This window comes from Streptomyces sp. NPDC031418, assembly GCF_055581605.1.
In genome coordinates this window covers 48,051-74,816 of the sequence record NZ_JBVIJC010000010.1, presented here as the reverse complement: position 1 = coordinate 74,816, position 26,766 = coordinate 48,051, and the positions used below count along the sequence as shown (strand labels likewise).

Annotated in this window: 26 protein-coding genes and 1 riboswitch; of the genes, 10 read left to right on the top strand and 16 right to left on the bottom strand. The window is 70.9% G+C overall.

From position 1 onward, the window contains the following. Positions 1–24: 24 nt before the first annotated feature. The 3 genes from def (at position 25) to ACZ5CZ_RS16300 (ending at position 3,424) form a co-directional block, all read left to right on the top strand. Complete coding sequence (gene def, locus ACZ5CZ_RS16310) at positions 25–675, top strand: peptide deformylase (protein WP_450784600.1); 651 nt, start codon at positions 25–27, stop codon at positions 673–675. 293 nt (positions 676–968) lie between these two features. Beyond that, positions 969–2,054 carry an epi-isozizaene synthase gene (gene cyc1, locus ACZ5CZ_RS16305; RefSeq protein WP_468943222.1) on the top strand — a complete coding sequence of 362 codons (1,086 nt, stop codon included), beginning with the start codon at positions 969–971 and terminating at the stop codon, positions 2,052–2,054. Then, positions 2,051–3,424: a bifunctional albaflavenone monooxygenase/terpene synthase gene (locus ACZ5CZ_RS16300; protein WP_468943219.1), complete on the top strand. Its 1,374-nt coding sequence runs from the start codon at positions 2,051–2,053 to the stop codon at positions 3,422–3,424. Before cyc1 ends, ACZ5CZ_RS16300 begins: the two co-directional genes overlap by 4 nt. 88 nt (positions 3,425–3,512) lie before the next feature. Here the strand turns inward: ACZ5CZ_RS16300 and ACZ5CZ_RS16295 are convergent, their stop codons facing one another. The 6 genes from ACZ5CZ_RS16295 to nagB form a co-directional block, all read right to left on the bottom strand. Next, positions 3,513–4,526, bottom strand: a complete 1,014-nt coding sequence (locus ACZ5CZ_RS16295; RefSeq protein WP_385840075.1) for a ribonucleotide-diphosphate reductase subunit beta — start codon at positions 4,524–4,526, stop codon at positions 3,513–3,515. Further along, positions 4,526–6,883 (bottom strand): ribonucleoside-diphosphate reductase subunit alpha, encoded by a 2,358-nt coding sequence (locus ACZ5CZ_RS16290; protein WP_468943217.1) that lies wholly within the window; start codon positions 6,881–6,883, stop codon positions 4,526–4,528. The genes ACZ5CZ_RS16295 and ACZ5CZ_RS16290 overlap by 1 nt, the downstream gene beginning before the upstream one ends. 125 nt (positions 6,884–7,008) lie before the next feature. Then, a riboswitch (cobalamin riboswitch) is annotated at positions 7,009–7,133 on the bottom strand. A gap of 170 nt (positions 7,134–7,303) precedes the next feature. Continuing rightward, positions 7,304–8,932: a monocarboxylate uptake permease MctP gene (gene mctP / locus ACZ5CZ_RS16285; RefSeq protein WP_385840073.1), complete on the bottom strand. Its 1,629-nt coding sequence runs from the start codon at positions 8,930–8,932 to the stop codon at positions 7,304–7,306. Next, complete coding sequence (locus ACZ5CZ_RS16280) at positions 8,929–9,192, bottom strand: DUF3311 domain-containing protein (RefSeq protein WP_385840071.1); 264 nt, start codon at positions 9,190–9,192, stop codon at positions 8,929–8,931. The genes mctP and ACZ5CZ_RS16280 overlap by 4 nt, the downstream gene beginning before the upstream one ends. 138 nt (positions 9,193–9,330) lie before the next feature. Next, the gene (locus ACZ5CZ_RS16275; protein WP_385840070.1) at positions 9,331–10,095 is read right to left on the bottom strand and encodes a GntR family transcriptional regulator; all 765 of its coding nucleotides are present in this window, start codon (positions 10,093–10,095) and stop codon (positions 9,331–9,333) included. A gap of 176 nt (positions 10,096–10,271) precedes the next feature. Further along, complete coding sequence (nagB, locus tag ACZ5CZ_RS16270) at positions 10,272–11,057, bottom strand: glucosamine-6-phosphate deaminase (RefSeq protein WP_385840069.1); 786 nt, start codon at positions 11,055–11,057, stop codon at positions 10,272–10,274. 176 nt (positions 11,058–11,233) lie between these two features. Here nagB and ACZ5CZ_RS16265 point away from each other — a divergent pair, with 176 nt between their 5' ends. After that, positions 11,234–11,866 (top strand): TetR/AcrR family transcriptional regulator, encoded by a 633-nt coding sequence (locus tag ACZ5CZ_RS16265; protein WP_468943213.1) that lies wholly within the window; start codon positions 11,234–11,236, stop codon positions 11,864–11,866. 418 nt (positions 11,867–12,284) lie between these two features. Continuing rightward, positions 12,285–13,751 (top strand): sensor histidine kinase, encoded by a 1,467-nt coding sequence (locus ACZ5CZ_RS16260; RefSeq protein WP_385840323.1) that lies wholly within the window; start codon positions 12,285–12,287, stop codon positions 13,749–13,751. 199 nt (positions 13,752–13,950) lie between these two features. Here the strand turns inward: ACZ5CZ_RS16260 and ACZ5CZ_RS16255 are convergent, their stop codons facing one another. Together ACZ5CZ_RS16255 and ACZ5CZ_RS16250 are read right to left on the bottom strand one after the other, a co-directional pair. After that, entirely contained in the window at positions 13,951–14,208 is a 258-nt protein-coding gene (locus ACZ5CZ_RS16255) for a WhiB family transcriptional regulator (RefSeq protein WP_003992873.1), read from the bottom strand. A 337-nt stretch (positions 14,209–14,545) separates the two neighbouring features. Further along, the gene (locus ACZ5CZ_RS16250; RefSeq protein WP_385840066.1) at positions 14,546–15,514 is read right to left on the bottom strand and encodes a diacylglycerol/lipid kinase family protein; all 969 of its coding nucleotides are present in this window, start codon (positions 15,512–15,514) and stop codon (positions 14,546–14,548) included. A 108-nt stretch (positions 15,515–15,622) separates the two neighbouring features. Between ACZ5CZ_RS16250 and ACZ5CZ_RS16245 the strand changes: the two genes are divergently transcribed. Further along, on the top strand, positions 15,623–16,060 hold the full coding sequence (locus tag ACZ5CZ_RS16245; protein ID WP_385840065.1) for a hypothetical protein: 438 nt from the start codon (positions 15,623–15,625) through the stop codon (positions 16,058–16,060). 3 nt (positions 16,061–16,063) lie between these two features. Here the strand turns inward: ACZ5CZ_RS16245 and ACZ5CZ_RS16240 are convergent, their stop codons facing one another. The 3 genes from ACZ5CZ_RS16240 to ACZ5CZ_RS16230 form a co-directional block, all read right to left on the bottom strand. After that, positions 16,064–17,161, bottom strand: a complete 1,098-nt coding sequence (locus ACZ5CZ_RS16240) for an RNA polymerase sigma factor SigF (protein WP_385840063.1) — start codon at positions 17,159–17,161, stop codon at positions 16,064–16,066. Between the two features lie 17 nt (positions 17,162–17,178). Next, complete coding sequence (locus tag ACZ5CZ_RS16235; RefSeq protein WP_009190566.1) at positions 17,179–17,595, bottom strand: ATP-binding protein; 417 nt, start codon at positions 17,593–17,595, stop codon at positions 17,179–17,181. Between the two features lie 276 nt (positions 17,596–17,871). Further along, positions 17,872–18,132, bottom strand: a complete 261-nt coding sequence (locus ACZ5CZ_RS16230) for a UBP-type zinc finger domain-containing protein (protein ID WP_385840062.1) — start codon at positions 18,130–18,132, stop codon at positions 17,872–17,874. Positions 18,133–18,193: 61 nt separating this feature from the next. Here ACZ5CZ_RS16230 and ACZ5CZ_RS16225 point away from each other — a divergent pair, with 61 nt between their 5' ends. Continuing rightward, positions 18,194–19,789 carry a Na+/H+ antiporter gene (locus ACZ5CZ_RS16225; protein WP_468943207.1) on the top strand — a complete coding sequence of 532 codons (1,596 nt, stop codon included), beginning with the start codon at positions 18,194–18,196 and terminating at the stop codon, positions 19,787–19,789. A gap of 6 nt (positions 19,790–19,795) precedes the next feature. On the opposite strand, the gene ACZ5CZ_RS16220 is transcribed toward ACZ5CZ_RS16225, so the two are convergent. Next, positions 19,796–20,713: a 1-aminocyclopropane-1-carboxylate deaminase/D-cysteine desulfhydrase gene (locus ACZ5CZ_RS16220; RefSeq protein WP_385840059.1), complete on the bottom strand. Its 918-nt coding sequence runs from the start codon at positions 20,711–20,713 to the stop codon at positions 19,796–19,798. A gap of 279 nt (positions 20,714–20,992) precedes the next feature. After that, complete coding sequence (locus ACZ5CZ_RS16215) at positions 20,993–21,586, bottom strand: N-acetylmuramoyl-L-alanine amidase (RefSeq protein ID WP_468943203.1); 594 nt, start codon at positions 21,584–21,586, stop codon at positions 20,993–20,995. A 224-nt stretch (positions 21,587–21,810) separates the two neighbouring features. Here ACZ5CZ_RS16215 and ACZ5CZ_RS16210 point away from each other — a divergent pair, with 224 nt between their 5' ends. The 3 genes from ACZ5CZ_RS16210 (at position 21,811) to ACZ5CZ_RS16200 (ending at position 24,970) form a co-directional block, all read left to right on the top strand. Then, the gene (locus ACZ5CZ_RS16210) at positions 21,811–23,217 is read left to right on the top strand and encodes a family 2B encapsulin nanocompartment shell protein (RefSeq protein ID WP_468943200.1); all 1,407 of its coding nucleotides are present in this window, start codon (positions 21,811–21,813) and stop codon (positions 23,215–23,217) included. A 112-nt stretch (positions 23,218–23,329) separates the two neighbouring features. Next, positions 23,330–24,481: a family 2 encapsulin nanocompartment cargo protein polyprenyl transferase gene (locus ACZ5CZ_RS16205; protein WP_468943198.1), complete on the top strand. Its 1,152-nt coding sequence runs from the start codon at positions 23,330–23,332 to the stop codon at positions 24,479–24,481. A gap of 156 nt (positions 24,482–24,637) precedes the next feature. Continuing rightward, complete coding sequence (locus ACZ5CZ_RS16200; protein WP_385840055.1) at positions 24,638–24,970, top strand: DUF952 domain-containing protein; 333 nt, start codon at positions 24,638–24,640, stop codon at positions 24,968–24,970. A 16-nt stretch (positions 24,971–24,986) separates the two neighbouring features. Here the strand turns inward: ACZ5CZ_RS16200 and ACZ5CZ_RS16195 are convergent, their stop codons facing one another. The 3 genes from ACZ5CZ_RS16195 to ACZ5CZ_RS16185 form a co-directional block, all read right to left on the bottom strand. Continuing rightward, the gene (locus ACZ5CZ_RS16195) at positions 24,987–25,745 is read right to left on the bottom strand and encodes a VOC family protein (protein WP_468943195.1); all 759 of its coding nucleotides are present in this window, start codon (positions 25,743–25,745) and stop codon (positions 24,987–24,989) included. A gap of 126 nt (positions 25,746–25,871) precedes the next feature. Then, positions 25,872–26,288: a VOC family protein gene (locus tag ACZ5CZ_RS16190; RefSeq protein WP_450784585.1), complete on the bottom strand. Its 417-nt coding sequence runs from the start codon at positions 26,286–26,288 to the stop codon at positions 25,872–25,874. A 40-nt stretch (positions 26,289–26,328) separates the two neighbouring features. Beyond that, entirely contained in the window at positions 26,329–26,727 is a 399-nt protein-coding gene (locus tag ACZ5CZ_RS16185) for a helix-turn-helix transcriptional regulator (protein WP_385840051.1), read from the bottom strand. Positions 26,728–26,766: the final 39 nt, after the last annotated feature.

Here is a 26,766-nt window from a genome sequence, read left to right as displayed (position 1 = left end):
CTTGCAGGAAGGCGTACGTCGGTCATGGCTCAGCAGGACACCGATCAGCAGCACGCGGGCGTGCTCCCCGTCGACGACGAGGGCTATGTCGTCGACACGGAGGACTGCGAGGAGCGCGAGACGGCCTGGCGGGAGCGCGGGACCTCGCGGCCCGTCACGGTCGTCGGCAACCCGGTCCTGCACAAGGAGTGCAAGGACGTCACCGAGTTCGGCGAGGAGCTCCAGCAGCTGGTCGCCGACATGTTCGCCAGCCAGCGCACCGCCGAGGGCGTGGGCCTGGCCGCCAACCAGATCGGCGTGGACCTGAAGGTCTTCGTCTACGACTGCCAGGACGACGAGGGCAAGCGGCACGTCGGCGTGGTGTGCAACCCGAAGCTGGTGGACCTCCCCGCCGGGAAGCGGGTCCTGGACGACAGCAACGAGGGCTGCCTGTCCGTGCCGGGCGCCTACGCGCCGCTCGCGCGCCCCGACTACGCCGAGGTGACCGGCCAGGACGAGCGGGGCAACCCGATCAAGGTCCGCGGCACCGGCTACTTCGCACGGTGTTTGCAGCACGAGACGGACCACCTCTACGGCTACCTGTACATCGACCGGCTGTCCAAGCGGGACCGCAAGGACGCGCTGCGGCAGATGGCCGAGAACGAGCCACGCTACCCCGTGGTCGCCAACGACTAGCGGCCGCGCCGGAGTCGGGGCGTCCGACCAGGGATCACACCCTGGTCGGGCGCCCTTCGCGCGTTCCGGATCGCTCGTCCGTGCGTCGTACAACCGATCCGTTCGGTGCGTCTAGTGACAGTCAACCAGTCACGCAAGGGGGGTTTCTCGGCATGTTGGGGTAGTGAGTGAAGCAAATCCGTTCCCAGGGCGGTCAGTTGTGGTGCTGAATGGAGAGTGCGGGGATACGCAACGGCGCACGCCCGGCACAACCGGAGGGGCGTGTGCTCCTGGCGGCTGAGAGGGGTTTGTTCGTGCAAGCTTTCCCACACAGCACCACAGCGGCACCGACGGCGGTCGTGGTACCGCCCTCACTGGCACTCCCGGTGATCGAATCCGCGTTTCCGCGGCAACTGCACCCGTATTGGCCCCGACTCCAGGAGAACACCCGGCTGTGGCTGCTCGAAAAGCGGCTCATGCCGGCGGACAAGGTGCAGGAATATGCCGACGGACTGTGCTACACGGACCTCATGGCCGGCTACTACACCGGCGCCCGCGACGAGGTCCTGCAGGCCATAGCCGACTACAGCGCATGGTTCTTCGTCTGGGACGACCGCCACGACCGGGACGTCGTCCACGGCCGGGCCGGCGACTGGCGGCGCCTGAGGCACCGGCTGCACGCGGCCCTCGACGCCCCCAGGCACCACCTGCACCATCCGGACCCGCTGGTCTCGGGGTTCGCCGACAGTGTGCTCCGGCTGTACGGCTTCCTGCCGCGCACCTGGAACCAGCGGTTCGCCCGGCACTTCCACGCGGTCATCGAGGCCTACGACCGCGAGTTCCGCAACCGCACCCAGGGACACATACCCGGTGTCGAGGAATACCTCGCCCTGCGCCGGCACACCTTCGCGCACTGGATATGGACCGATCTGCTCGAACCGAGCGCCGGGTGCGAACTGCCGGACGCGATAAGGCACCACCCCGCCTATCGCCGGGCCGCACTGCTGAGCCAGGAATTCGCCGCCTGGTACAACGACCTGTGCTCACTGCCCAAGGAAATAGCGGGCGACGAGGTCCACAATCTCGGAATCTGCCTCATCACCCATGAGGGGCTGAGTCTCGAGGAATCGATCGACGAAATCAGGCGGCGCGTCGAGGGATGCATCCAGGAATTCCTGGACGTCGAACAGGACGCCCTGCGATTCGCCGACGGTCTCGCCGACGGCACCGCCCGCGGAAAGGAACTGAGCGCCGCGGTCCACCGTTGCCTCGGCTATATGCGGAACTGGTTCAGCACCGTCTACTGGTTCCACCACGAGTCCGGCCGGTACATGGTCGACAGCTGGGACGACCGCGCCACACCCCCGTACGTCAGCAACGAAGCGGCAGGTGAGAAATGACCGTCGAGTCTTCCCCGCGGCCCGTGGCCCCCGCGGCCGGCGAGCTGCGCGAACCGCCCCTGGCCCAAGGCACCGTACCGGGCCTCGGACACGGGCTGAAACTGGTCCGCGACCCGCTCGCCTTCATGTCCGCGCTGCGCGGCCACGGCGACGTCGTACGCCTCAAGCTGGGCCCCAAGACGGTGTACGCCGTCACCACGCCGGAGCTCACCGGCGCCCTCGCCCTCAGCCCCGACTTCAAGATCGACGGGCCGCTGTGGGAGTCCCTGGAGGGGCTGCTCGGCAAGGAGGGCGTGGCCACCGCCAACGGCCCCCGGCACCGCCGTCAGCGCCGCACCATCCAGCCCGCCTTCCGGCTGGACGCGATCCCGGGCTACGGGCCGATCATGGAGGAGGAGGCGCACGGCCTCACCGAGCGCTGGCGGCCCGGCGAGACCATCGACTGCACCTCGGAGTCCTTCCGGGTGGCCGTCCGGATCGCCGCCCGCTGTCTGCTGCGCGGCGAGTACATGGACGAGCGCGCCGAGCGGCTGAGCATCGACCTCGCCACCGTCTTCCGCGGTATGTACCGCAGGATGGTGATCCCCCTCGGACCCCTCTACCGGCTGCCGTTCCCGGCCAACCGTGAATTCAACCGGGCGCTGGCCGATTTGCATCTCCTCGTGGACGAGATCGTCGCCGAGCGGAGGGCATCTGGTCAAAAGCCGGACGATTTGCTGACGGCATTGCTGGAGGCGAAGGACGACAATGGCGACCCCATCGGGGAACAGGAGATCCACGATCAGGTCGTCGCGATACTCACCCCCGGCAGCGAAACCGTGGCGTCCACGATCATGTGGCTGCTCCAGGTCCTCGCGGAACACCCGGAACACGCCGAGAAGGTACGGACCGAGGTCGAATCCGTGACCGGTGGCCGACCGGTCGGATTCGAGCACGTCCGCTCACTCACCCACACCAACAATGTCGTCGTCGAGGCCATGCGGCTCAGGCCGGCCGTATGGATTCTGACGCGCCGCGCGGTGCGCGACACCGTGCTCGGGGACTATCGCATTCCGGCCGGGGCGGACATCGTCTACAGCCCGTACGCCATCCAGCGCGACCCCCGCTCCTACGCCCGCACCCTCGACTTCGACCCCGACCGCTGGCTGCCGGAGCGGGCAGGGGAGGTGCCGAAGTACGCGATGAGCCCGTTCAGCGTGGGCAACCGCAAGTGCCCGAGCGACCACTTCTCGATGACCCAGCTGAGCCTGATCACCGCGGCCGTCTCGGCGAAGTACCGCTTCGAGCAGGCCCCCGGGTCGAACGACACCACCCGGGTGGGCATCACGTTGCGCCCGCACGACCTGCGCCTGCGGCCTCTCCCCTGGTAGGCCGCGGCGAGCACACCTGACACCGGCGCGGGTCCGGGCCGCCTGGGGAGCCTGGACCACGCGCCGGCAGGGTGCGCCGGAGCGCCGGCTAGAAGTCCTCGTCCAGGTCGACGGTGCCCTCCACCGCCACCTGGTACGCCGAGGGACGGCGCTCGAAGAAGTTGGTCAGCTCCTGGACGCCCTGGAGCTCCATGAAGGAGAAGGGGTTCTCGGAGCCGTACACCGGGGCGAAGCCGAGCCGGGACAGCCGCTGGTCGGCGACGCACTCGAGGTACTGCCGCATCGAGTCGGTGTTCATCCCGGGCAGCCCGTCACCGCACAGGTCGCGGGCGAACTGGAGCTCCGCCTCGACGGCCTCCCGCAGCATGTCCGTCACCTGCTGCTGGAGCTGGTCGTCGAAGAGCTCGGGCTCCTCCTTGCGGACGGTGTCGACCACGTCGAAGGCGAAGGACATGTGCATCGTCTCGTCGCGGAACACCCAGTTGGTGCCGGTGGCCAGACCGTGCAGCAGACCCCGGCTGCGGAACCAGTAGACGTACGCGAAGGCGCCGTAGAAGAACAGGCCCTCGATGCACGCGGCGAAGCAGATCAGGTTCAGCAGGAAGCGCCGGCGGTCCGCCTTGGTCTCCAGCCGGTCCAGGTTGTCGACCGAGTCCATCCAGCGGAAGCAGAACTGCGCCTTCTCGCGGATCGACGGGATGTTCTCCACGGCCGCGAAGGCGGCGGCCCGGTCGTCCGGGTCGGGCAGATAGGTGTCGAGCAGCGTCAGATAGAACTGGACGTGCACGGCCTCCTCGAACAGCTGGCGCGACAGGTACAGGCGCGCCTCCGGGGAGTTGATGTGCTTGTACAGCGTCAGGACCAGGTTGTTCGCGACGATCGAGTCGCCCGTCGCGAAGAAGGCGACCAGCCGGCCGATGAGGTGCTGCTCCTCCGGCGTGAGCTTCGCCAGGTCGGCCACGTCCGAGTGGAGGTCGACCTCCTCGACGGTCCAGGTGTTCTTGATGGCGTCCCGGTAGCGCTCGTAGAAGTCCGGGTAGCGCATGGGACGCAGGGTCAGTTCGAAGCCCGGGTCGAGCAGGTTCGTGTTTCGGGTCGTCATTACTGGCAGGCCTCGCAGGACTCGGGGTTCTCAAGGGAGCAGGCGACGGCGTCGGGGTCGGCCGCCTGCTGCACGGGGATGGCGGTCTGTGCCTGGGCCGCGCGGGCGATCCGGGTCGCCGGGCGCGAGCGCAGGTAGTACGTGGTCTTCAGCCCGGACTTCCAGGCGTAGGCGTACATCGAGGAGAGCTTGCCGATGGTCGGCGTCTCCATGAACAGGTTCAGGGACTGCGCCTGGTCCAGGAACGGGGTGCGGGCGGCGGCCATGTCGATCAGGCCGCGCTGCGGGATCTCCCAGGCCGTGCGGTACAGCCGGCGCACCTCCTCCGGGATCCACACGAAGTCCTGCACCGAGCCGTTGCTGTCCCGCAGCGCCTCCCGGGTGCGCGCGTCCCACACGCCCAGGTCCTTCAGGTCCTGCACCAGGTAGGAGTTGACCTGGAGGAACTCACCGGACAGCGTCTCGCGCTTGAACAGGTTGGACACCTGCGGCTCGATGCACTCGTAGACGCCCGCGATGGAGGCGATGGTGGCGGTCGGCGCGATCGCGAGGAGCAGCGAGTTGCGCATGCCGACGGCGGCGATCCGGGCCCGCAGCGCCGCCCAGCGCTCCGGCCAGGTCAACTCCACGTCGTAGTGGTCCGGGTGCAGCACGCCCTGCGCGGTACGGGTCTTCTCCCAGGCCGGCAGCGGGCCGTTGCGCTCGGCGAGGTCGGCGGAGGCCTCGTACGCGGCGAGCATGATGCGCTCGGCGATCCGGGTGGAGAGCGCCGTGGCCTCGGGCGAGTCGAAGGGCAGCCGCAGCTTGAAGAAGACGTCCTGGAGGCCCATCGCGCCCAGGCCGACCGGACGCCACTTGGCGTTCGACCGCCCCGCCTGCTCGGTCGGGTAGAAGTTGATGTCCACGACCCGGTCGAGGAAGGTGACGGCCGTGCGGACCGTCTCGTCCAGCCGCTCCCAGTCGATGTCCCCGTCGCGCACGAAGGCGCCGAGGTTGACCGACCCCAGGTTGCAGACCGCCGTCTCGCCGTCGTCGGTGACCTCCAGGATCTCCGTGCAGAGGTTGGAGGAGTGCACGACATGGCCCGGCAGGGCGGTCTGGTTGGCGGTGCGGTTGGCGGCGTCCTTGAAGGTCATCCAGCCGTTGCCGGTCTGCGCGAGGGTGCGCATCATCCGGCCGTACAGCTCACGGGCCGGGATGGTCTTCTTCGCCAGACCCGCCTGCTCGGCCTTGCGGTAGGCGGCGTCGAAGTCGGCGCCCCACAGGTCGACCAGCTCGGGCACGTCCGCCGGGGAGAACAGCGACCACTGCTCGTCGGCGTTGACCCGGCGCATGAACTCGTCCGGGATCCAGTGCGCGAGGTTCAGGTTGTGCGTACGGCGGGCGTCCTCACCGGTGTTGTCCCGCAGCTCCAGGAACTCCTCGATGTCGGAGTGCCAGGTCTCCAGGTAGACGGCGGCGGCACCCTTGCGCCGGCCGCCCTGGTTCACCGCGGCGACCGAGGCGTCCAGGGTCTTCAGGAACGGCACGATGCCGTTGGAGTGCCCGTTGGTGCCCCGGATCAGCGAGCCGCGGGACCGGATCCGGGAGTACGACAGACCGATGCCGCCGGCGTGCTTCGAGAGCCGGGCGACCTGGTGGTAGCGGTCGTAGATGGAGTCCAGCTCGTCCAGCGGGGAGTCCAGCAGATAGCAGGACGACATCTGCGGGTGCCGGGTGCCGGAGTTGAACAGGGTGGGGGAGGAGGGCAGGTAGTCGAGGCGGCTCATGAGCTTGTAGAGGGCGGCGACCTCGTCCACCGAGCGGACGGTGTCGTCCTCGGCCAGCCCGCTCGCCACCCGCAGCATGAAGAACTGGGGCGTCTCGATCACCTTGCGGGTGATCGGGTGCCGCAGCAGATAGCGGCTGTGCAGGGTGCGCAGGCCGAAGTAGCCGAAGCGGTCGTCGGCGTCCCGGTCGACCAGCGCGTCCAGCCGCTCGGCGTGCTGCGCGACGAACGCGGCGGTTCGGTCGGCGACGAGGCCCTCGCGGTGGCCGACGGCGACCGACTCGGTGAACGAGGTCACGCCCTGCGAGGCGGCCTCGTCCCGGATGGTGAGGGTGAGCAGCCGGGCGGCCAGCCTGGAGTAGGCGGGGTCCTCGGAGATGAGGCCGGCGGCCGCCTCCGTGGCCAGCTCGCGCAGCTCCGCCTCGTCGGCCCGCGCGGAGCGGCCGCGCAGCGCGGCGGCGGCGACCCGGCCCGGGTCGGCGTCGGGGAGGTCGGCGGTCAGCTCGGTCAGGGTCCGCAGCAGCGCGGTACCGGGACCGTCGGTCTCCGGTCCGCTCGCTGAAGCCGGATCTGCTGGCGCGATGGTCACGTGGGGCTCTCCCTCGCTCGGCACGGGGGCCCGGCGGAGGGCAGGGGGCAGCCACGAGCGCGCACGGCGTCGCGTCCACCGGCCCACTCCACGAGGCCCGGACGTCTCAGGGCACCCGGACCGGACGGCCGGGCGCGCTGTCGGCAGGTCCTCGGACTGGAACAGGCGTGCGGACACACGCAAGTACACCGTTGCGGGACAGTTCCGGATTCGCACCGGATTCCCCTGCGGCGACAGCGAGCATGAGCATACATCTAGTGCCGGGGTGCGGTGTCACCCCCAGATGTTGTGTCGCACCGGTGCCGGAGCGTCAACTCCTGGGCCGGCCGGGCGATGTCGGGCCGCTCCGGCGGCGGATTCCGGTCCCGGGTACGGCGACGGGCCGCCGGATGCGCTCCGGCGGCCCGTCGTACGAGGCGCTCAGTGACCGGCGCCCGCGGTGGCCGGCGGGAGCTCCGCCTGGACGCCCGGGTCACCGGCGTCGGCCGTGTAGTCCTCGGGGCTGGTCTCGTCGACGCCCTCGGGGGCCTTCAGGGCCTTCAGGACGAGGGTCAGGACCACGGTGACCGCGGCGTTGAGCAGGAACGCCGTGAGGCCGATGTAGCCGATCTGGCCGATGCCGGGGATCTCCTTGGCCGAGCCGCCGAAGTGCGCCTGGGTCGGCGAGGCGACACCGTACGCGGCGACCGTGCCGTACACCATGCCGACCGCCCAGCCGGCCAGCAGCGCCCAGCGGTGGAACCAGCGGGTGAACAGGCCGCCGACCATCGCCGGGAAGGTCTGCACGATCCAGATGCCGCCCAGCAGCTGGAAGTTGATGGCGACCGTCTTGTCCATGGTCAGGACGAAGACCAGCGCGCCCACCTTCACCAGCAGGGACACCAGCTTGGAGACCCGGGTCTCCTGCGCCGGCGTGGCGTCCGGCTTGATGAAGTCCTTGTAGATGTTGCGGGTGAAGAGGTTGGCGGCCGCGATGGACATGATGGCCGCCGGGACCAGCGCGCCGATGCCGATCGCCGCGAAGGCGACGCCCGTGAACCAGTCCGGGAACATGTCCTCGAACAGCTGCGGGATCGCCAGCTGCCCGTTGGTGACCTTCACCCCGGCCGCGATCGCCATGAAGCCCAGCAGCGCCAGGAAGGCCAGCATCAGGGAGTACAGCGGCAGGATCGCGGTGTTGCGGCGGATCACGTCACGGCTCTTGGAGGAGAGCGTCGCGGTGACCGAGTGCGGATACATGAACAGGGCCAGGGCGGAGCCGAACGCCAGCGTGGCGTACGTCCACTGGCCCGCCTCCGGCGGGGCGATGGCGCCGCGCGGCTTGCCGGTGGCCGGGTTGACCTGGCTGAGCGCGTGGGTCGCCTTGGCGAAGACGTCGTCGAACCCGCCCAGCTTGATCGGGATGTAGATGATCGCCACCGCGATGACGATGTAGATCAGCGTGTCCTTGACGAACGAGATCAGCGCGGGCGCCCGCAGACCGGAGGAGTAGGTGTAGGCCGCCAGCACACCGAAGGCGATCAGCAGCGGCAGGTCCTTCACGAACCAGTTGGTGTTCTCGCCGCCGCCGATGCCCATCACGTCCAGCACCGCCTGGATGCCCACCAGCTGGAGCGCGATGTACGGCATGGTCGCCAGGATGCCGGTGACCGCCACCGCGAGCGACAGGCCCTTGGAACCGAACCGGCCGCGCACGAAGTCCGAGGTGGTGACATAGCCGTGGCGATGCGAGACCGACCACAGGCGCGGCAGGAAGGTGAAGATCAGCGGGTAGACGATGACCGTGTACGGCACCGCGAAGAAGCCGGACGCGCCCGCCGCGTAGACCGCCGCCGGTACGGCGACGAAGGTGTACGCGGTGTAGATGTCACCGCCGAGCAGGAACCAGGTGATCCAGGTGCCGAACGACCGGCCGCCGAGGCCCCACTCGTCCAGGGACTGCTCGTTCTCGGCCCGCCGCCAGCGCGAGGCCAGGAAGCCCATGACCGTGACGGCCAGGAAGAAGAAGATGAAGACGCCGAGCGCGACTCCGTTGACGCCGTCCTTCACTTCGCCGCACCACCCTTCTGGGCGGCACGGGCGCGCTGGTCACGCTGCCACAGCTTGTACGCCGCGATGGTGAGCACCGAGGCGATCGGCACCCAGAGCATCTGGTACCAGTAGAAGAACGGGATCCCGATGAGCGTGGGGTCCGTCTTGGCGTACGAGCCGACCCACAGCATCGCCACGAAGGGCGCGACGAGACACAGGCCGATGACCACCCGGACCGGTGTGACGACCGGTGGACTCACTTCTGGTGTTTCTGGCATGCGCTCCGTCCCCTCGTTGATCACCGCGTGATGCGCGGCAATCTAGGTGACGGGATCACGTCAGTGGAAGACCTCGTCCGCATATCGGCACGCCGACTTCGGCGGAGGCCTCCGGAGGCTTCCCCTCCTGTTCGGCCCCTATTCCGCCGGGCGCTTGAGCCGTGCGACGAACTTGTACCGATCGCCCCGGTACACGGACCGCACCCACTCCACCGGCTGGCCCTCGCGGTCGCGCGAGTGCCGGGAGAGCAGCAGCATCGGCAGCCCCACGTCGGTGCCGAGCAGGCCCGCCTCGCGCGGGGTGGCCAGCGAGGTCTCGATGGTCTCCTCGGCCTCGGCGAGGTGGACGTCGTAGACCTCGGCGAGCGCGGTGTACAGCGAGGTGTACTTCACCAGCGAGCGGCGCAGGGCGGGGAAGCGCTTGGCGCTCAGATGGGTGGTCTCGATGGCCATCGGCTCGCCGTTGGCCATGCGCAGCCGCTCGATGCGCAGGACGCGCCCGCCGGCGGTGATGTCGAGCAGCTCGGCGAGCCGGTCGTCGGCCGTGATGTACCCGATGTCCAGCAGCTGCGAGGTCGGCTCCAGGCCCTGGGCGCGCATGTCCTCGGTGTAGGAGGTGAGCTGGAGCGCCTGGGAGACCTTGGGCTTGGCGACGAAGGTGCCCTTGCCCTGGATCCGCTCCAGCCGGCCCTCCACCACCAGCTCCTGAAGGGCCTGCCGGACGGTGGTGCGGGAGGTGTCGAACTCGGCCGCCAGCGTGCGCTCGGGCGGCACCGGGGTGCCCGGTGCCTGCGTCTCCGTCATGTCGAGGAGATGCTTCTTCAAGCGGTAGTACTTGGGCACGCGCGCGGTACGGACGGTTGTCCCGGCCTCGTTCTCCGCACTGCTGACGTCGGTGCTCATGCTCTGCCTTCCCGGCTCCGAATGCCGAAAGCGACCGACATCCCATCGGCCCCGCTCACATCGTGGCACGGCTTACGGTCACACGACTCCACCCGGCCGCCCAGTGATCCCCTCTATATACCGCCCGGACCCGGGCTGGTCTAGGCCACAGAGGAGGAGCCGCGCGCCCCGCGGTCCTAGATGCCCTGCCACTCCGGCTTGTTCGCGTACGTGTGGCGGAAGTAGTCCGCCAGCTTCAGCTTGCCCGCCGCGGCCTCGTCCACGACCACCGTGGCGTGCGGGTGCAGCTGGAGCGCCGACGCCGGGCACACCGCGGCCACCGGCCCCTCGACCGTCGCCGCGACCGCGTCCGCCTTGCCCTCGCCGGTCGCCAGCAGCACCAGGTGCCGGGCCTCCAGGATGGTGCCGATGCCCTGGGTGATCACATGGTGCGGGACCTGTGTGATGTCGCCCTCGAAGAAGCGGGCGTTGTCCACCCGGGTCTGCTCGGTCAGCGTCTTGATCCGGGTCCGCGAGGCGAGCGAGGAGCAGGGCTCGTTGAAGCCGATGTGCCCGTCGGTGCCGATGCCGAGCAGCTGGAGGTCCACCCCGCCGGCCTCGGCCAGCGCCCGGTCGTACGCCTCGCACGCCGCCTGGACGTCCTCCGCCGTGCCGTCCGGCCCGAGGAAGGCGTCCATGCCTATGCCGAGCGGTTCCAGCACCTCGCGGCGGAGCACCGAGCGGTAGGACTCGGGGTGGTCGGCGGGCAGCCCGACGTACTCGTCGAGCTGGGCGATCCGGGCCTGCGCGGTGTCCACGGCGCCGGCCCGCACCTTCGCGGTCAGGGCCTGGTAGACGGGCAGCGGGGTGGAGCCGGTGGCCACCCCGAGCAGGGCGTCCGGCTTGCGTCGCAGCAGCTGCGCCATGGCCTCGGCGATCAGTTCGCCGCCCGCCGCGGCGTCCGGAACGATGACAACTTCCACGCTGGGCCTGCCGTTCTGAAGTGGGCTCGTGCGTCTATGTGGTTTAGACCAATCTAACAGAGTCGGTGTCACCGGGCGTGCCCTACGGAGCTTCTTCCCGCTGCCCGCGATCCCGTGTGCCGCTTGGGTCCCGGCCGCCCCGCACATTTCTCTAGCGGCCGCTATAAAATGTGCCCATGATGCAGGGGCGGGACACGACGACACGGACCGGGACGGGGTCCGGCAGGCGCGGCCGGCCGCGCTCCTTCGACCGGGCCGAAGCCCTGGACAAGGCGCTCATGGCCTTCTGGCGGCACGGCTACGAGGCGACCTCCGTCTCCGACCTCACCCGGATCATGGGCATCGGCACCCCCAGCCTCTACGCGGCCTTCGGGGACAAGCGGACCCTGTTCGAAGAGGTGGTCCGTGTCTACTGCGAGACCTACGGCGCCTTCGGCCGCCGCGCCCTCGCCGAGGAACCCACCGCCCGGGCGGCCCTCGCCCGCATCCTGCGTGAGGCCGCCGCCGAGTACACCGACCCGGCCCACCCGTACGGCTGTCTCGTCGCGCACGCGGCCACCAACTGCACCAGCCCCGAGGTGGCGCGGCTGCTGCGGGACCGGCGCAACGCCGGCATCGCCACCCTCGCCTTCCGGATCCGCGCGGACATCGCGGCCGGGGTGCTCCCCGCCGGCACCGACGCCACCGCCCTCGCGCGGCACTCCGGCGCGGTGCTCCAGGGCATGTCCCAGCAGGCGCGCGACGGGGCGAGCCGGGCGGAACTGGAGGCACTCGCGGAATTTGCCATGACTGTATGGCCCCATAGTTGACTTTGCCGGGTAGGCTTCGTGGCATCGAGTGCCAGCTGCCGCGCCGCATGCCGCGCGGAGCGGTGCCCGCACGGGCGACGGAGCCTGCACGGGCATGGACACGCCCCATTGGTCCAGTCCACAATCGAAGACACACCAGCGCAGACACCCGATGCCAAGCGGCATCGGCCACATGCACGATCGACCACGCACAAGCCTCCGCCCTCCCCGCACAGGAAGGCGGATCGAGGAACCGGCGCTCTCTGCCCTGACTGCCCCGGCTCCTCGGCCTTCGGCCGACCGGGACCGCACACCCCACGGCCGATGATGCTCCGGGCTGCGGTGCCGGGAGGGTTGAGGGTCCCTTCCAGGCGCCGCGGCCCGCGGGTGTTTTTTCGGACACCGGCGACCCCCCGGGTACGCTCGCAGCGTGCCCTCCATGAACGAACTGGTCCGCCAGCACACCGCCCTCGACGACTCCGACCTCGAGTGGCTGCATCTGCTGGTCTCGGAGTGGCAGCTCCTCTCCGACCTCTCCTTCGCCGACCTGGTGCTCTGGGTGCCGACCCGGGACGGCACCCGGTACGTCTCGGTCGCCCAGATGCGGCCGAACACCGGCCCCACCTCCTACCAGGACGACATGGTCGGCCACCTCGTCCCGCGCGGCCGCCGGCCCATGCTGGACGCGGCGCTGGACGAGGGACGGATCGTGCGCGAGGGCGACCCGGAGTGGCGTGAGGAGGTCCCGGTACGTGTCGAGTCCATCCCCGTACGGCGGGACGGCCGCGTTCTCGGCGTGATCGCCCGCAACACCAACCTGCTCACCGTCCGCACCCCGAGCCGGCTGGAGCTGACCTATCTCCAGAGCGCCTCGGACCTCGCGCAGATGATCGCGGCCGGTTCCTTCCCCTTCCCCGACCAGCAGGTCGACATGGACGCCTCGCCGCGCGTCGGCGACGGCCTGATCCGGCTCGACGCGGACGGCATCGTCCAGTACGCCTCCCCGAACGCGCTCTCCGCCTACCACCGCCTCGGCCTGGCCGCCGACCTGGTCGGCCACCACCTCGGGCGGACCACCGCGGAACTCGCCCCGACCCGGGGCCCGGTGGACGAGGCGCTCGCCAAGGTGGCCAGCGGCTGGGCCCCGCGCGAGTTCGAGATCGAGGCCAACGACGGGGTCATCCAGTTCCGGGCCATCCCGCTCAAGCCCAAGGGCGTGCGCATCGGTTCGCTGGTGCTGTGCCGTGACGTCACCGAACTGCGGCGCCGCGAACGCGAGTTGATCACCAAGGACGCCACCATCCGGGAGATCCACCACCGGGTGAAGAACAACCTCCAGACGGTCGCCGCGCTGCTGCGGCTCCAGGCCCGCCGGATCGGCTCCGAGCGCGGCCGGGAGGCCCTGGAGGAGGCCGTCCGCCGGGTCGGCTCGATCGCGATCGTGCATGAGACGCTGTCCCAGAACCTGGACGAGCGGGTGGAGTTCGACGACATCGCCGACCGGGTGCTCGCGATGGTCGCCGAGATCTCCCCGGGCAAGGTGGCCGGCCGGCGCACCGGCCGGTTCGGGATACTCGACGCCGAGGTCGCCACTCCGCTGTCGATGGTGCTCACCGAGATCCTCCAGAACGCGCTGGAGCACGGCTTCCGCGAGGGCGACACCGGCACGGTCGAGGTCTCCGCGGTGCGCGGCGGTACGACGAAGGAGGCCCGCCTCCTGGTCACGGTCCAGGACGACGGGGTCGGCCTGCCCGAGGGCTTCGACCCGCACAGCTCGGGCAACCTGGGCCTCCAGATCGTCCGGACCCTGGTCGAGGGGGAGCTGGGCGGCGCCTTCGACATGGTCCCGGGGCCGGAGCGCGGCACCCGGGTGATCCTGGACATCCCGGTGCGGGCACAGAAGTAGACGCGGAGCCTGCTCGCGTTACGGCAGCGGGTGTGCGCGGACAGCAAAAAGCCCCGGACCGCCATGGGTTCGGGGCTCGTGCTCGTTGCTGCTCTGCTGTGAGCGCATCGGGGGATACTGCGCGCTGCGGCTCGGGGGCGGGAGATGCGTGCGTGCTGCACGCGCCGCCAAGCTCAGGCTGTCAGCAGGGGTGGGTATGTCAGGCGGAGGCCTGACGGGCCCGGTTGCGGGCGGCACGGCGCTTCATGGCGCGGCGCTCGTCCTCGCTGAGACCACCCCAGACGCCGGAGTCCTGACCGGACTCGAGCGCCCACTGCAGACACTGCTCGATCACCGGGCAGCGACGGCAGACGGCCTTGGCTTCCTCGATCTGCAGCAGCGCAGGACCGGTGTTGCCGATGGGGAAGAAGAGCTCGGGGTCTTCCTCGCGGCAAACGGCGTTGTGACGCCAGTCCATGGCTGCTACCTCTCCTTGATTTCTCTGAGCGTAAGAGGTTACGCACAGGTTGCTTGTGAATGTGAACGCTTTCACGAATCCCTCAACAAGTGAAGGGCCTACCGCCGAGTCGTCCCCGGCGTGGTCCTTGGTTTGAAGAGGGGTTCTGGTGATCAGTGGAGGCCGGTCTTGCGGGCCGTCCCGATCGCCACGTAGAGACTCGCAAACCTCAGCGGCGGATACAACCCCTTCCGAAAGATTTTTTTTGATTCCTCGGTGTCGACTAGGTCACAGCCGTACTTCCATGGGGTGGATCCTGGCCTAAACGTTCGAGTGAAAGGACTTTGGCCCGTTCCGCTCACACAATCACACGCAGTGCATGGCGTACGCCTGTGAACGTCACGCTCGTACGCAGGCCGAGGTGGTCGCCGTCCATCTGGAGGGGCAGGGGGACCTTCGAATGCAAGGTGAACCGGTCCAGATCGTGCAGGGACACCGCATGCCTGCCCTGGGGTCCGCGCTCGGGGGACGAAGTGAGCAACTGGGTGCCATACCGGGCAACCGCGGCCGTCGACAGGCGGCGCAGACCGAGCACATCGATGCCCGTGTCGAACGACGCCTTAGGCGATGTGTACATAGGGCGATTGCCGAAATACGTCCAGGGGGACGTGTTCGAGACTATGGCCACCACAAGATCGGTGACCGGGTCCTCGCCGGGCTGCTCCAGGGTGATCGCACCGTGCCGGCGATTCGGCTCGCCGAGGAACTGCCGGATCACCTGGCGCACGTACAGCGCGTGGGTGGACTTCTTTCCGCGCTCGCGCTGCTGCTCGACCCGGCCGACCACTCCGGCGTCGAAGCCCAGCCCGGCGTTGAAGGTGAACCAGCGGTCCGGGACCGCCTCGTCCTCGGTGCCGGGCGTGCCCGAGGTCAGGCCGAGCCCGACGAGCCGCTCCCGGCCCTCGCGCAGCGCGTCCAGCAGGGCGCCGGTGGCCTCGACGGGGTCGTTGGGCAGCCCCAGGGCGCGGGCGAAGACATTGGTGGAGCCGCCGGGGACCACTGCGAGGCCGGGCAGGCGCTCCGGGGCGGGACCCGCGTGCAGCAGACCGTTGACGACCTCGTTGACCGTGCCGTCGCCGCCGAGGGCCACCACCATGTCGATGTCGTCGCTCTCCGCTGCCTGCCGGCCCAGGTCGCGCGCATGGCCGCGGTACTCGGTGGTGACGACCTCCAGCTTCACCTCGCTGGCCAGGGCGTGGATCAGCACGTCACGCCTGCGTGCGCTTGTGGTGGTAGCCGCCGGATTGACCACGAGAAGTGCACGCATGGAGGGCAGCGTACCTACTGGGGGGTACCGGGCCCATATCGAGGTAGGGAACAGGTAAGAGGGGCGGTGGGACAGAGGGGGGTGAACCCGCCCCGTTACCCTGCTGGGGTGAGCAGTGAGCAGAACCCCGCCGCAGAGTCCGCCGCCGAACCCCGCCCGCGTCGGCTGACCTACGCCGCCCTGCTGGCCGGCCTGGAGGGCCTCGCGCTGGTCGCGGGCGGTCTGTGGGTGCTCGTCCGCGGGTTCACCGGCGCCCCCGACGACCGTCAGCAGGCCGTCACCCTGGGGGTCACGCTGGTCGTGCTCGCCCTGCTGCCGCTGCTCGCCGCGCGCGGGCTGCTGCTGCGCCGCGGCTGGAGCCGCGGCCCCGCGGTGATCACCCAGATCATGGCGCTGCCGCTGGCCTACAACCTGCTCCAGACCGACGGTGTGACCATCCCGGTCGGCATCGTCCTCGCGGCGGTCGCCGTGACGGCGCTGGTGCTCCTCGTCAACGGCGAGACGACCCGGGCCCTGGGCATCAAGGGACCGGGCCGCGCCGAGTAGCGCCTACTCCTCCACGAGCAGCTTCTCCCGCAGCTGGGCCAGGGTGCGGGCCAGCAGCCGGGAGACGTGCATCTGGGAGATGCCGACCTCCTGCGCGATCTGCGACTGGGTCATGTTGCCGAAGAAGCGCAGCAGCAGGATCCGCTTCTCCCGGGGCGGCAGGTCCTCCAGGAGCGGCTTGAGCGACTCCCGGTACTCCACCCCCTCCAGCGCTTCGTCCTCGGCGCCCAGGGTGTCGGCGACCGCCGGGGACTCGTCGTCGGTGTCGGGGACGTCCAGGGACAGCGTGGAGTACGCGTTGGCGGACTCCAGGCCCTCCAGGACCTCCTCCTCGGAGATGGCCAGCTTCTCGGCCAGCTCGTGCACCGTGGGGGAGCGGCCGTGCAGCTGGGACAGCTCGGCCGTGGCCGTGGTCAGGGACAGCCGTAGCTCCTGGAGCCGGCGCGGTACCCGCACCGCCCAGCCCTTGTCGCGGAAGTGCCGCTTGATCTCGCCGACGACGGTCGGAGTGGCGTAGGTGGAGAACTCCACACCGCGCTCCGGGTCGAACCGGTCGACGGACTTGATCAGACCGATCGTGGCGACCTGGGTGAGGTCGTCCAGCGGCTCGCCGCGGTTGCGGAAGCGGCGCGCCAGGTGCTCCACCAGCGGCAGGTGCATCCGGACGAGCTGGTTGCGCAGCTCGGCGTACTCCGGGCTGCCGTCCCTCAGCTTGCGCAGCTCGACGAACATGGCCCGTGCCCCGGTGCGGTCGTGGGGGTCGTGCGGTACGGCGTGCTGTACCGCCTGCACCGCCTCCGCGCCCAGCGCCTCGTCCTCGGCGTACCGCTCGTGCTCGCTCATCGTCCCGCCCGTAGCCCTTCCCCGAGCCCTCGCCCCCGCGCGGGGTCCCTCCGCGGGTGTGCCCTGCACGGAACCGTCGTCGCCGGGCCGCGCGGAGTGCTCCTCCGGGTGCGGTCTGGCCTGCTCGGGGATGCCGTCGATGCCGTCCGCCATACGCCGGGAACCGTCCCGGGGGCTCGCCCCGGGGGTCTCGGCGGACCGGGGGGCACCCCCGTCCCCGGTCGGCAGCTCCCGCGTGCCGCGCTCTTCGTCCCGCACCGGACCGTCCCCGTTCCTCACGCCGGGCCGGGGCCCGCGCCGCGCTGTTTGTAGAGGCTGATCGACACGGTCTTGTCCTCGTCCACGGCGGACGAGACCTTGCCCGCGAGGGCCGAGAGGACGGTCCAGGCGAAGGTGTCCCGCGAGGGGGCGTGGCCGTCCGTGGTCGGCGCCGACACGGTCACCTCCAGGGAGTCGTCCACCAGCCGGAAGACACAGCTGAGCACCGAGCCGGGCACGGCCTGTTGCAGCAGGATCGCGCACGCCTCGTCGACGGCGATGCGCAGATCCTCGATCTCGTCCAGGGTGAAGTCCAAGCGGGCCGCGAGACCGGCCGTGGCCGTCCGCAGCACCGACAGGTAGGCACCCGCAGCCGGCAGCCGGACTTCCACGAAGTCCTGGTTCGCCGCGGGCTCGCCTGCGATCTGGGACACCCTCACCTCCATGGTGGTACAAGCTTTACGGGGCCGAGGGTCATCCCCCGGGAAACCGCGTACGTGGTCGCGCGGCACGCTATCGCGCTCCGGACGTCCCTGTCCCCGGGACCCCAACCCCCTGGCGTCACTCACAGTAAAGCTGTGGATACGCTCCGTGTCTAGAGGGTATGCGGGCCCAAATGGGAAGAGCGCGCGCCGGGTTGACGTACCCAGGCGTTACACGCTCGAACCGTCGGCCGACCGCCGCCCTCTGAAGTGTCACACGAGCAGGCCTCAGACGAGAACGTGGTCCACGAAGCACCACCGCCAGTCCTCGCCGGGTTCGAAGGTCCGCATCACCGGGTGACCGGACGTCTCGTGGTGATCCGTGGCGTGCCGTCCCGGGGAGGAGTCGCAGCAGCCGACGTGGCCGCAGGTCAGGCAGAGCCGCAGCTGCACCGGGTGCGTGCCGTTGCGCGCGCACTCCGGACAGGTCGGGTGCAGCGGCTCCGGCTCGGGGTGCGGCAGCGCGTCGACGTGCGTGCACTGTTTCATGATTGCCAGATTACGTCGGGCGTGCGGGTGACCGCGCGGAAAAAGAGGGCGGGCGAGGATCATGGACGTGATGCCGCTGCTGTTGCTGGTGGCGGGCAGTGCGGCGGTCGCCGGGGCGGCCCGGCGCACCCCGTTGCCGGCGCCGCTGCTGCTGGTGGCGGCCGGGCTGCTGGTGTCCTACCTCCCGGGGGTCCCGCACTACACCCTGGACCCCGAGATCGTCCTCCCGCTGGTGCTGCCGCCCCTGCTGTACAAGGAGGGCACCGAGAGTTCGTACCTCGACCTGCGGGCCCAGCTGCGGCCGGTGGCGCTGCTGTCGATCGGGTACGTCCTCTTCGCGACCCTCGCCGTCGGCTGGGCCGCCTATGTCGTCGTACCGGGGCTGCCGCTGCCCGCCGCGCTGGTGCTGGGCGCGGTGGTGGCGCCGACGGACGCGGTCGCGGCCGCGGCGATCGCGCGCCGGGTCGGCCTGCCGTCCCGGATCACGACCATCCTCCAGGGCGAGTCGCTGCTCAACGACGCCACCGCGATCACCGCCTACAAGGTGGCCCTCGGCGCCGCGCTCGGCGAGGGCGCCACCTGGGCGGGCGGCATCCGCGAGTTCCTGCTGGCGGCGGTCGGCGGGGTCGCCGTCGGGCTGGTGCTCATGGTGCCGATCCACTGGCTGCGCACGCGACTGAAGGAGGCGCTGCTCCAGAACACCCTGTCGCTGCTCATCCCGTTCGTCGCCTACGGGGTGGCCGAGCAGTTCCACGGCTCCGGTGTGCTCGCGGTCGTCGTGGTCGCCGTCTATCTCGGACACCGCGCGTGGGAGGTCGACTTCGCCACCCGGCTCCAGGAGGACGCCGTGTGGCGGATGGTCGCCTTCCTGCTGGAGTCGGCGGTCTTCGCCCTGATCGGTCTGCAACTGCCCCTGGTCCTCAAGGGGCTTGGCGCGTACCGGGGCACCGACGCCCTCGGTTACGCGGTCGTCGTCTTCCTGGTCGTCGTCGCGGCCCGGTTCGTGTGGGTCTACCCGGCCACCTTTCTGCCACGTCTGCTCTTCCCCCGGATCCGGGAACGCGAGGAGAACCCCACCTGGCGGGCGCCGATCGTCACCTCATGGGCCGCGATGCGCGGGGTGGTGTCGCTCGCCATCGCCTTCTCGATCCCGCTCACGGTGCACGGCGGCGGCCCCTTCCCGCAGCGGAACCTGATCCTCTTCCTGACGTTCGCCACGGTCATCGGCACCCTGGTCGTCCAGGGCCTGACCCTCGCGCCGCTGATCCGCCTGATGCGGTTCCCCGGCCGGGACCGGCAGGCCGAGACGCTCGCCGAGGCCAACGCCCAGGCGCAGGCCTCCCGGGCCGCCGAGAGCCGCCTGGACGACCTCCTCGCCGACGACCGCAACGCCCTGCCGCCACCGCTCGCCGACCGCCTCCGCCAGGTCCTGGAGCGCCGCCGCAACTCCGTCTGGGAACGCCTCGGGCAGACCAACCCCGTCACGGGCGAGTCCGTCGACGACACCTACCGCCGGCTGTCCCGCGAGATGATCAGCGCCGAGCGGGAGGTCTTCGTCAAGCTCCGCGACCACCGCTATCTGGACGACGAGATGCTGCGCGTCCTGCTCCGCCGGCTGGACCTCGAGGAGGCGGCCGCCTACCGGGAGGCCGGCTGACCCCGGTCAGGCCGGCTGGCCCGGGTCAGCCGGCGGGAAGGGGCGGCCCGTCACGACCGCCGCGACGGCCGTCCCGCGCGGGAAGGCGCCTTCCTCGGCGAGGGTGGTGAGTCCGAGGAGCAACTTGGCGACATAGAGACGTTCGACGGGCAGGCCGTGGCGGTCCTCGAAGTCCCGCGCGAACGCCTCCAGCCGTGGTGTCGTACGCGCGTAGCCGCCGCAGTGGAAGCGGTCGTCCAGCGACCAGGAGCCGGTACGTGCGCCGAAGGCACGTTCCTGCAAGGCGCTGACCTCGCTCTCCAGGAAGCCGCCCTTGAGTACCGGTATGCCCAGTGCGCGCTGCCCCGCGGCCAGCCCGGCGGCGAGGCCGGCCAGGGTGCCGCCGGTGCCGCAGGCGACCGCGACGACGTCCGCGCGCCCGCGCAGTTCCTCGCCCAGCGCGCGGCAGCCGTGCACCGCCTCCGCGTTGCTGCCGCCCTCCGGGACGACATACGCCCCCTCGGCACCGGCCGCGCGCAGCACGGCGGCCAGCGTCTCCGGCTCGGCCTTGCGCCGGTACGTCGACCTGTCGACGAAGTGCAGCCGCATGCCGTCGGCGGCGCACCGGGCCAGGGACGGGTTGAGCGGCCGGCCGGCCAGCTCCTCGCCGCGCACCACACCGGTGGTCGCCAGGCCCAGCAGCCGGCCCGCGGCGGCAGTGGCCCGCAGGTGGTTGGAGTAGGCGCCGCCGAAGGTGAGCAGCGGGCGGCCGGCCGCCGCCGCGATGTTCGGCACCAGCTTGCGCCACTTGTTGCCGATGAGCTCGGGATGGATCAGGTCGTCGCGCTTCAGCAGCAGCGTGACCCCCTGCCGGCCGAAACGCTCGTCCCGGACCTCCTGGAGCGGGGAGGGGAGGCGAGAGGCGAGAAGGTCGACGCTGGTCACCGCTTCATTGTCGCCCGTGGCGCGGGCCCGCGGGGGCGGTTGGACCCCAACAGCTACACAGTGCTGTGGGGTGAAGCACAGGGGCAGGGGCAGGGGCAGGGGCAGGAGCTGGGCCCGGCTCGCCCGGGGCGGCGATGGCGCCGGGGGCCGTTGTTGCCCTGGGTGGCGGCCGCGCGGGGTCGCGGCTGCCACCCCCTTCAACCGCTCCCTCGGCCACGCCGCCTCCGGCGCCGGGGAGCGTCGTCGCCCCAGGGCGGCAGCCCGCCCGCGCCCGTGGCGCTACTCCTTCAGCCGCTCCCCGACCCGCTCCCTCAGCCACGCCATGCCGAAGCCCCGCGGGTCCACCTTTCCCGGCTGCCACTCCCGGTGCCCGATGACCGACCGCTCCGTCCAGCCGTGCCGCCGGCACACCGCCGCCGCGGCCCGCTCGATCGCGTCCAGCTGCCGCGTCGGCCAGGGGTCCGTCCCGTCGCCCAGGTTCTCGCACTCGAAGCCGTAGAAGTGCCGGTTGCCGTCGGTGTCGGACGCGTGGGCCGGCGGCAGCGCCTTCTCGGCGATCACCGCGCGCAGCACGTCGTCGTCGCCGAGCCCCGCGTGGTTGGCACGGCCGTAGCCGACCAGGTGGACCGTGCCGTCCTTGGTGATCACTCCGTGGCACAGCGGGCCCGGCAGCCCCGCGTACCCGTCCCGGCAGACGCCCACCGTGTGCGCGCTGCCCCGGGTCGCGGTGTGGTGGATCATCACGCCGTGCACGGGTCCCCAGGGCCCCTTGTGGTTGCGGTGGTGGTGGCGCCAGTCACCGACCTCGGCGACCTCCAGGCCCTCCGCGCGAAGAGCGTCCAGAAAGCTGCTCGCGGACATGGGTGGGGCCATGACCGACTCCTTCGTCCCGTGCCGGTGGCCGCGCGGGGCGGCCCTGCTGTCCCCGCACTTCTATCGAAAACGGGCGTGGAATCCCCCACCATGCCCACTAATCCGATGATCCATTCCCGCTCTTTCGGGTAATGGCGCGCCCACGGTCCGCGCTGGGAGGCTCGGTTCCGAGACCAGTGCCCGCTGCGATCCGGCGCTGGGTACACATGGGAGGAAACCTTTTTATGTCGGTAGGCGAAGAGGTCCGCTCGGAGCAGGGCAAGCCGCAGCAGTCCCTCGGGACGGCGGCCGCGCGGAACCTGGCCACCACGACCAAGTCCGTACCGCAGATGCAGGAGATCAGCTCCCGCTGGCTGCTGCGCACGCTCCCCTGGGTCGACGTCCAGGGCGGCACGTACCGGGTGAACAGGCGGCTGACGTACGCCGTCGGTGACGGCCGTATCACCTTTGTGAAGACCGGTGACCAGGTCGAGGTCATCCCTGCCGAGCTGGCCGAGCTGCCGGCGCTGCGGGCGTACGAGGACGACGAGGTGCTGACGGAGCTGGCGCGCCGCTGCCGCCAGCGTGACTTCGCCGCGGGGGAGGTGATCGCCGACTTCGGCAACCGGACCGACGAGGTGTACCTGCTCGCCCACGGCCGCGTGGAGAAGGTCGGCACCGGCCCCTACGGCGACGACGCCGTCCTCAAGGTCCTCGCCGACGGCGCCTACTTCGGCGACGAGGCGCTGCTCGACCCGGACGCCATCTGGGAGTACACCGTCCGCGCGGCCACCCCGACCACGGTGCTGATCCTCGGCCGCCAGGACTTCGAGCAGATCGCGGAGCGCTCCGACTCGCTGCGCGAGCACCTTCAGCAGGTGCGCTCGGTCCCGCAGCAGCGGACCAACAAGTACGGCGAGAAGGAGGTCGACCTGGCGGCCGGCCACTCCGGCGAGCCGGACATCCCGCACACCTTCGTGGACTACGAGCCCCGCCCCCGCGAGTACGAGCTGAGCATCGCCCAGACCGTGCTGCGCATCCACTCGCGCGTGGCCGACCTGTACAACCAGCCGATGAACCAGACCGAGCAGCAGCTGCGGCTCACGGTCGAGGCGCTCAAGGAGCGCCAGGAGCACGAACTCGTCAACAACCGCGAGTTCGGCCTGCTGAACAACTGCGAGTACGACCAGCGGATCCAGCCGCACGACGGCGTGCCCAGCCCGGACGACATGGACGAGCTGCTCAGCCGCCGCCGCAGCACCAAGCTGTTCCTCGCCCACCCGCGCGCGATCGCCGCGTTCGGACGCGAGCTGAACAAGCGGGGGCTGGTCCCGGAGACCATCGAGATCGGCGGCAACCGCATCCCCACCTGGCGCGGGGTGCCGATCTACCCGTGCAACAAGATCCCCGTCACCCCGGAGCGCACGACCTCGATCATCGCCATGCGGACCGGCGAGGCCGACCAGGGTGTCATCGGCCTGAGGCAGTCCGGCATCCCGGACGAGATCGAGCCGAGCCTGTCCGTGCGTTTCATGGGCATCAACGAACAGGCCATCATCAAGTACCTGGTCACGGCGTACTACTCGGCCGCCGTCCTGGTGCCCGACGCGCTCGGTGTGCTGGAGAACGTCGAGATCGGCCGCTGGAGGTGACGTTTCTGCACGTCGGGGCCGTGTCTCCGCGCACCGGCCCGGGTATGTCTCCGGGGTATGCGTCCGGCCGGCCCGGTACCGCCGGTGTCCGCGGACCTGGCGAGGGGGAGACATGGCCGAGTTCATGACGGAGACCGAACGGCGTTCGCCCGCCGTGCCCCGTCCGGGCACCGAGCCGAAGGCGCCGGGCCGGACCGGTGACGGCGGCGGCACCGGCCCGCTCGACGGGCTGGAGGCGGCGGCCCTGCTGGAGGCGACCCGGGCGATGGTCGACCCGGAGCTGCGCCTGGCGATCGGCTCGCTGCCCGACTCCATGCGCCGGGTCGCGCGCTACCACTTCGGCTGGGAGCAGGCCGACGGCACACCGGCCGCGGGCAACGCCGGCAAGGCGATCAGGCCCGCGCTGGTGCTCGCCGCGGCCGGCGCGCTCGGCGGCCCGGCGGCCCGCGCGGCGGCCGTCCGGGCGGCGGCGGCCGTCGAACTCGTCCACAACTTCACGCTGTTGCACGACGACGTGATGGACCGGGACACCAGCCGCAGGCACCGGCCCACGGTGTGGACCGTGTTCGGGATCCCCGACGCGATCCTCGCCGGGGACGCCCTCCAGGCGCTGGCCCTGCGGCTGCTCGCCGAGGACCCGCACCCGGCCGCCGGCCCGGCCGCGGCCCACCTCGCGGCCTGTGTCATGGAGCTGTGCGCCGGCCAGCACACCGACACCGACCTGGAGGACCGCGCCCCGGACACGGTCACCCTGGACGAGGTGCTGGCCATGGCCGAGGCGAAGACCGGCGCGCTGCTCGGCTGCGCCTGCGCCCTCGGCGGGCTGTACGCGGGCGCGGACGACGAGGTGGTGGCCGCGCTGGACGGCTTCGGCCGTCAGGCCGGGCTCGCCTTCCAGCTGATCGACGACGTCATCGGGATATGGGGCGATCCACAGCGCACCGGCAAGCCGGCCGGCGCGGACCTGGTCGCCCGCAAGAAGTCACTGCCGGTGGTGGCGGCGCTCGTCTCCGACACCCCGGCGGCGGCCGAACTCGCCGCGCTGTACGGCAAGCCGTACGCCAAGGGCGAGCCGGTGGACGCCGAGGAGATCGCCCGCACGGCCCTCGCCGTGGAGCAGGCCGGGGGCCGGGACTGGGCGCAGACCGAGGCGGCCGACCGGATGGCCCGGGCCATGCAGGAACTGGCCCGCGCGGTCCCCGACCCGGAGTCGGCGGGCGGGCTGCTGGCCCTCGCCGAGTTCGTCACCCGGCGCACCAGCTGAGCGCCGTCGCCCCCGGCGGCGCCACGGAACCCGGAGCCCCGGGTCCGCGCGGCTCCTGACCCCGCTCGGACATGAAGGCTCCGGCCAGGCGGGCCCCGCACATCCCCACAGTGTGCGGGGTCCGCCGCTGTCGTACCGGGGACGTAGCGTGGTCCTATGCCGATATCGCCCCGCATCTTCCATGTGACCGAACGCGCACTGTGGGAAGCGGCCCGGGAGCGCGGCACCTACGAGGTGTCGACGCGCGGCCGCACCCTCCAGGAGGAGGGCTTCATCCACTTCTCCACCCATGAGCAGCTCCCGCGCATCGCCGCGCTCCTCTACGACGACTACGAGGGCCCCGACGACCTGGTGGTCCTGGTCGTGGACCCGGCGCGGCTGGGAGCGCCGCTGAGATACGAGGCCGTGGCACCGGGCGGCGAGGAGTTCCCGCATGTGTACGGACCGGTGCCGGTCGAAGCGGTGGTGGATGTCCAGCCCTGGGTCTGAGCGGCTCTGACCGTGATCAGTCCCGGGGACCGGTCGGCAGCCCGCCCGTCTCCGGGTCGCGCCCGGTGAGGCAGTAGAGGCCGCCCGCCGGGTCCCGCATCACCGTCCAGTGCGCGCCCGGGCGGACCAGGGCGGCGCCCAGCTCCTCGTGCCGGGAGCGCGCCGCCGTGAGGTCGGCGCAGGCCAGGTCGAGGTGGGCGGTCGTGGTGGTGGCGTGCTCGTCGTCCAGCCGCTGGAGCAGGATCCGCACCGGCAGACCGGCCGGCGGCACCACCACCTCGAACTCCGGCCGGGAGCCGGTCCGCCGCTCCCATCCGGTCAGCTCCGCCCAGAACGCGGCCTCGGCGGCGTACCCGGAGGGCGGGATGTCCAGGCACACCTGGTCCAGCCGGCTGCCCGCCACCACCGGCGGCCGGACCGCCTCCGCGTGCCAGGGCACGGCGCAGAACAACTGCCCGCCCGGAGACCGCAGTACGGCCCACCCGTCATGGTCCGCCACCAGTTCCGCGCCGAGCCGGCAGGCCTTCTCGGCCAGCTCCCGTACGTCCTCGACGCACAGATCGAGATGGGCGCCGCCCGGGCCCTCGGCGACGCCCTGGAGCTTCACACACGGGTCCGCCCCGCTGTCCTCGGCCGGCAGCAGGGTTGCGAACTCCCCGTCCTCGCCGCGCGGTTCGGACAGCCGGGTACCGGTGACGGCCGTCCAGAAGGCGCCCGCCTCGGCGAGACGGTCGGCGGGCCGGTCGATGAAGGCGTACGTCCAGCGAATGATCATGGCGGGGAGTGTAGGCGCGAAGCCGCGCCGGGGTACGGGGCGTTCATGGCGCAGGTTCACGACAGCCCAGCCAGCGCCGGGTGTTCACCGCGCGGGCTCACGAAAGCCCCGCCGGTACGCGCCTCTTCACTTCGCGGGCTTCTGGAAGCAGCGCAGCATGTTGCCCGCCGGGTCGCGGAAGGCGCAGTCGCGCACCCCCCACGGCTGGTCCGTGGGCTCCTGGAGCACATCCGCGCCGGACTCGCGCAGCCGCTCCCACAGCGCGTCGCAGTCGTCGGTGGCCAGGATGACCCCGCGCAGCATGCCCTTGGCGAGCAGTTCGGCGAGCGCCTGCCGGTCGGCCGGGGAGGCGTCCGGGTTCGCGCCGGGCGGCTCCAGCACGATCTCCACGTCCGGCTGGAGCGGCGAGCCCACGGTCACCCACCGCATCCCCTCGTAGCCCACGTCGTTGCGGACCTCCAGGCCGAGCACGTCACGGTAGAAGGCGAGCGCCTTGTCGTGGTCGTCCACGGCGATGAAACACTGCGCGAGTCTCACGTCCATGGGATCACGCTAGGCCGGTCGTGCCGCTGGTGCGCGCTGCTCAGTAAAGTCGGCGGCGCGGCCGGGTGAACGTACGGGCCACGCAGGACGGGATCGCCGCCGCCTCCTCGTGCGGACGGGCCCGGTAGGCACTCGGCGTCTCGCCGACCAGCTCGGTGAACCGGGAACTGAACGAGCCGAGCGAGCTACACCCCACGGCGAGGCACACCTCGGTCACCGTGAGGTCGCCGCGGCGCAGCAGCGCCTTGGCCCGCTCGATGCGCCGGGTCATCAGATAGCTGTACGGCGTCTCGCCGAAGGCCTTGCGGAAACTGCGCTGGAAGTGGCCCGGGGACATATGGGCGTCCCGGGCCAGCTCGGTCATGTCGAGTGGCTCGGCGTACTCACGGTCCATACGGTCGCGCACGCGCCGCAGCCGCACCAGGTCCTCCAGGGTCACGCTTCAGCCTGACACACGGCACTGACAGCGGGCGGCCGG